General features: G+C 38.5%; 1 protein-coding gene. It reads left to right on the top strand.

Going from position 1 to position 6,096, the window contains the following annotated elements; all coding sequences use genetic code 11:
• Positions 1-162: 162 nt before the first annotated feature.
• Positions 163-6,084: a tandem-95 repeat protein gene (locus H4J50_RS09080; RefSeq protein ID WP_182255863.1), complete on the top strand. Its 5,922-nt coding sequence runs from the start codon at positions 163-165 to the stop codon at positions 6,082-6,084.
• Positions 6,085-6,096: the final 12 nt, after the last annotated feature.

The following is a 6,096-nucleotide window of genomic DNA, read 5'->3' as shown; positions in this document are numbered from 1 at the left end:
CGTTGTTTAATGGCTAATTGACATAGCGAAGTAGATGAACTTGTGAATTGAATGAACAATTAGCTGCCTAACGGCAGCTAAATAAAACCCTATTGCCTATTGACGGGAATAAGGCTCATATGTGTTACTGGTATCGATAATGGTGGTGAAAGTGGGAAGTCAGTGCCTTATAGCCTAGCTAAACTTGGCGGTATAACTAACTTGCCTCCTGTGGCAAACAATGACAATTATCAAGTTAATGAAGACGAATCCCTAACTGTTAATGTTCTGGATAATGACTTTGATCCTGAAGGCTTAGCATTAATAATCGACAGTATTTTATTACCGCCTTTTAATGGCACATTAACGCAAGATGACGCCGGTAACTTTACCTATGTACCGAGGTTAAATTTCCATGGTAGTGATAGTGCCAGTTACCGAGTTATCGATGCTGAAGGTGCAACGGCAGAAGCCACTGTTTTTTTTGAAGTGTTATCTGTTAATGACAACCCTATTGCTGTAGATGATACCTATGGCGTTGATGTAAATGGCAACATTGTTGCCGATAACACCAACTTATTAAACAACGATTCAGATATAGATGGTGATGATTTAACTGTATCAACTACACCTATTACGCCTGCACAGTTTGGTACTGTATCAATCAATGCGGATGGCAGTTTTTCTTATCAATCTTCTGGTGTTTTAACTGAAAATGACCAGTTTGTTTATCAAGTTACCGATGGCCAAGGTGGCACGGCTACGGCAACCGTGACTATATTACCTAACGGTAATGTTTTACCACCTATCGCGCTGAATGATGATTATATCGTCAATGAGGACAACACACTGGTGATAACCTCAGCTAATTTAGGTGTTTTAGCTAATGATAGTGATCCGAATGATTTACCATTTGAATTACAAGAAACGCTACTTATTCAGCCACAACACGGACAATTAAATTTAGCACTAGATGGCACATTTACTTATATCCCTAATAGTAACTTTTTTGGTGTTGATCAATTTCAATACCAAATAAGAAATTCGGCTGATTTAGTTGCACAGGCTTTTGTCACAATAAAGGTTAATCCTACCGCCGATATACCGGTCGCCTTAGATGATAATTATCAAACTCAAGAAGATATTGAGTTGAATGTTGACAGTTCAAATGGCTTATTAATTAATGATGTAAACTTTGACGACTCAAATTTAACTGTCAACACAACCCCTGTAAGTGCTCCGCAAAATGGTAGTTTAGTGTTAGCTGCTGATGGCGGTTTTAGTTACTTACCCAACACTGACTTTAATGGGGTTGATAGTTTTACTTATCAGGTGATCAGTGGCACAGGGCTGACCAATACTGCTAATGTTAATATCTCGGTAATACCTTTAAATGATGTCCCTGTAGCGGTTAATGACATAGCTACAACGAATGAAGATACTCAAATCACGGTTGATGTTTTGGCAAATGATACTGATTCAGAAAGCGATGTGCTTGCTATCATTTCAGTCAACTTAGAAAATGGCACAGCAGTGATTGTAAATGACAAACTTGATATCAAGCCAGCGCTAAACTTTTTTGGTGATATCACCGTCACCTATACTATAACGGATAGCATTAATGCGCCTAGTTCAGGCACACTCATGCTAACTGTTTTACCTATAAATGATGCACCAATAGCTGTTGATGACAGATATAGTCTAGGTGAAGATGCTGTGCTAAGAGTTTTAGCTAGCAGTGATAACCACTTGTTAAGTAACGATAGTGATATTGAGGGTGATACCTTAACGGTTAATACCACTCCAGTTGTCAATGTTAATACCAATAACTTTACCGTAAATACTAAGCCATTGTCGGACGTTACTAATGGTAGTTTAACGCTTAATAGTGATGGTTCGTTTACTTATATTCCTAATCTGAATTTTAATGGCATCGATAGCTTTACATACCAAATAACAGACGGTAATGGTGGCACGGCTCAAGCGAGTGTTACATTAGCCGTTGCTGCACTGAATGATGTACCTGAAATAATAGTAAATAAAATATTCACGATACTTGAAGATGCAAATTTAACTAAGTTAGTGGGTGATATCGATAATTTACTGAGTGGTGCGAGTGATGCAGACGGAGACAGTTTATCAATCAATACAACTCCCGTTTCAAATGTTAATAATGGCAGCTTAACCTTAAGTGCCAATGGTGCTTTTAGTTATATCCCAAGCCTCAACTTTAATGGCACAGACAGTTTTACCTATGAAGTTGTAGATGGCAATGGTGGTAAGGCGCAAGGTAATGTTACGTTAACTGTTAGCGCAGTTAACGACCTTCCTATAGCCGTTTCAGATGCCTTCAGTATTAACGAAGATATTGTGTTGAGTATCTTAGCCACAGATGCCAATAACCTATTAAATAATGATAGCGATGCTGATGGCGATACCTTAACGGTTTCTCTAGTGTCAGGGACGAGTAACGGCACGTTATCATTAAATAGTGATGGCGCTTTTAATTACACGCCTAATCTTAATTTTAATAGCACGGACAGCTTTATTTATCAGATAAGCGACGGTAATGGTGGCACGGCACAAGCAAGTGTTACCTTAACGGTTAATGCGGTTAATGATTTGCCTGTCGCTCTGGATGATAGTTATAGTTTTGCTGAAGACTTTACATGGGTTAGAGCTGTTACTGATGGTGATCAGTTACTGAGTAATGATACCGATGCTGATGGCGACGTGTTAACCGTTAATACCACGCCAATTTCGGGTGTTAGTGATGGTACATTAACCTTGAATAGCGATGGTTCATTCACTTATATACCTGATGCTGATTTTTTCAGTCAAGACAGTTTTACTTATGAGATTAGTGATGGCAAAGGTGGCACTGCACAGGCGAGTGTAACGTTAATCGTTAATGCTGTTAATGATATTCCTGTAGTTGTTAGTAATACGAAGAGTTTCACCTTCGATGAAGATATGACTTTGACCAAGTTAGCCACTGATGATAATAACCTGTTAACTGGTGCCAGCGATGTTGACGGCGATAGTTTAACGGTAACGTTAGATTCAGGTGTTACTAATAATGGCCTTCTAACGGTCAATGGTGATGGTTCGTTCCAATATATTCCTAACCTTAATATTAATGGAATTGACGCGGACACTTTTACTTATCAAGTGATTGATGGTAAAGGCGGCGTAAGCGAAACTGTTACCGTCTCGCTCAATATTCAAGCGGTAAACGATGCACCTACTCCAGATTTAGACTCTTATACTTTTAGCATTAGTGAAGGAGCAACTGATGGTGACGTAGTTGGCACAATTAGCGCGAGCGATATAGAGAGTGACCCACTGATATATTCACTTACCTCTGGCGACATTAGCCTATTTCAAATCGATCCATCAAGCGGAGTTATCACAGTAAAAGGTATTAATCCTTTAGATTTTGAAACTAGTATCCAACATGCCTTAACTGTAACTATTACTGACAATGGCACCCCAATTGCCGAATCTAGCAATGTTACAGTTACCATTGATATCATTGATATACTTGGAGATGCAGCAATAACCGAAGAAGCAAGCTTTGGTCGCACGGTTTTTGGCTCGTTAGAATTAACTGGATTTAAAACCCAGCCTCAACTTAACAAGTCAGTAAGTGTAGGTAGTAAAGTTTACTTTATTGGCAGTATCGATAATGTAGATAAAGATGCTTATGTAGTAGCCTATAACGACGATAGTACTCTGGATACAACTTTTGGCACAAATGGTAAAAAATCATTTGATTTAGGTGCTCAGGATTACGGTAAAGCCATTGTCGAGATTGAAGGGGGTTTATACCTTGTAATTGATCGGGATGATGGTATTTATACTGAAATTTGCTTTTTGAAAGTTGATAGTGCAGGTGATGTAGTTACAACCTTTGCTGATAATGGTTTACGCTGTACTACCGAGAAAAAAGTGCTAACCATAAATGATGCAGTTGATATTGTGTTACCTATCGATCAGTCTGATGAATTTACTACAATTGAAACAGTAGTTGCAGTTGGTAAAGTTAAGGGGTTAACTGACGACGATTTATTGATCATTCGCATGGGTAAAGATGGTAACTTTCAAACCTCTATTATGTATGACGCCATTGCAATGGCACCCGTCGTATATTCGCCACATGTTATGTTAGATGTCACTGGTGACAATCTAGACGATGAAGGCATCGCGTTATATAACCCGCATAATTTGGAAATTATGGTTGCAGGTAATGTTTTAACGGCTGATGGCGATTATGATATTTTTGCTTGGATATTTAATCCAAAAAATGCTGATGGTAATTATCTGAAATTTAATAACAGTACTCCAGTGACATATGATGTAGGTGGGATCGGTGCAGATGACAAAGTAGGTGATATTGATGGTGAAAATGACACACTCACAGATCACACCGCGCATATCGCAGGTTCAACAGTTTTAGCTAATGGTGATCAAGATGCATTTATTATTGAACTCGATAGTTACGCCGCTTATGTGCCAGGTTTTGGTACTAACGGAATTGCCATATTAGATGTTGATGGCGTCTCAGGCAATGGCACTAGTGAATTTACTGGTTACGTTTATAAATACGTAGATAATGACCTGTATTTAACTGGTAACTTATTTGATGGCAGTAATTCCCAGCCATTTGCTACGCGTGTTTTACTTGATGCTGTCGACGATACCCTTAATGGAATAATAGATACAAGTTACGGCATTGGTGGTTATCAAATAGTCGATTATGCAGGGGCTAACGCTTATGCCCAAGCAAGTAGCTTAGATAGTAACAAAAATATGTGGTTGCCAGGTTATGTTGAATCAGGCAGCAATAAGGACATGATTATAAGCTCTGTTGATGCAGGAGGCTTGTTAAATACTGCTGGCGACTTTGTTAATGGTAAGAACACCTTAACGCATTCCAGTTTATATTCAGACGACAGTGCTGTTGAAATTATCCAAATACAAAGTGGCGTGCAAGTTGGTAAATACTTAACTGCTTCAATTGCGGATGATGCAACCAATCAACATATCATTTTAACTAGGCTAACTAGTGCAGGGCAATTAGACACTACGTTTGATAGCGACGGACATAAGCAATTAAAAATAGGCACCAGCGCCACGGTTAAAGGTCTATTTGAACTAACTAGCGGCAATTTTATTATTTATGGCAATGTCACTGAAGGTATCGATACTAATGGCTTTGTTGCCCGTATTGATCAAAACGGCCTGTTAGATGTTAGTTTTGCTAGTAATGGCATTTATACCACCTCGGCAATAAGTGCAACCAATATTCAATTTAATCAAGTAAAAGCCGATAGCCAAGGCAGACTTATTGCCGTAGGTAATTTTGAAAGCGGCAGTACCAGTGCTTTTGTTTTACGATTAACCGCTACAGGTTTACTTGATACTACGCTATTTAATACTCTAGGTACGCCTGGCTATGTTATTGGTGCTAATACTGATGATTGCATAACCGTTGTTATTGATGCTATCGACAATATTTATGCTGGTGGGAATCGCCTTAGTGGCGACAAAGATCTGTTAATGGCTAAATACTTAACAACAGGAGCACTTGATAATGCTGTAACGGTTGATACAAATTCGGGTATTGATGAAAGTGTTGAGCAATTGCTTTTTGATAGTAACAATGACTTGTACTGGATCGGTAATGATTTAGGCTCATCAGCCGAAATTGTGATAGTTAAATCAAACACTTCAGGCGTACTTGATGGTAGCTTTTCTACAGACGGCAAAGCGTTTTTTGATATGAGAGCACTACTAGAGTTTGGGGCTGAGGCAGGAGTGACCAATGCCGTTATCGATAGTAATAATAATATTGTTGTGATTGGCTATAGTGACAATAGTTTATTGAAACAAAAGAAAATGATCGGGCGCATTAAACCCAATGGCAGTTTAGATTATGCATTTGATTATAATGGTCACTTTAAATCATCGACTTGTCCAAATGCAGCAAAGCTAGAGTCTATTGTCTTACTCAACAATAGTTCATTTGTTGTTGCAGGTCAGTGTTACACAGACGCAACAGAAAAGAACAATATTGATATTAGCAATTACACATTAAAATAACCTTTTTCTATA

Source organism: Colwellia sp. 6M3, from assembly GCF_014077595.1.
Classification (GTDB): domain Bacteria; phylum Pseudomonadota; class Gammaproteobacteria; order Enterobacterales; family Alteromonadaceae; genus Cognaticolwellia.
Note: the sequence above shows the minus strand (reverse complement) of the source record. Positions and strands in the feature narration are given on the sequence as shown.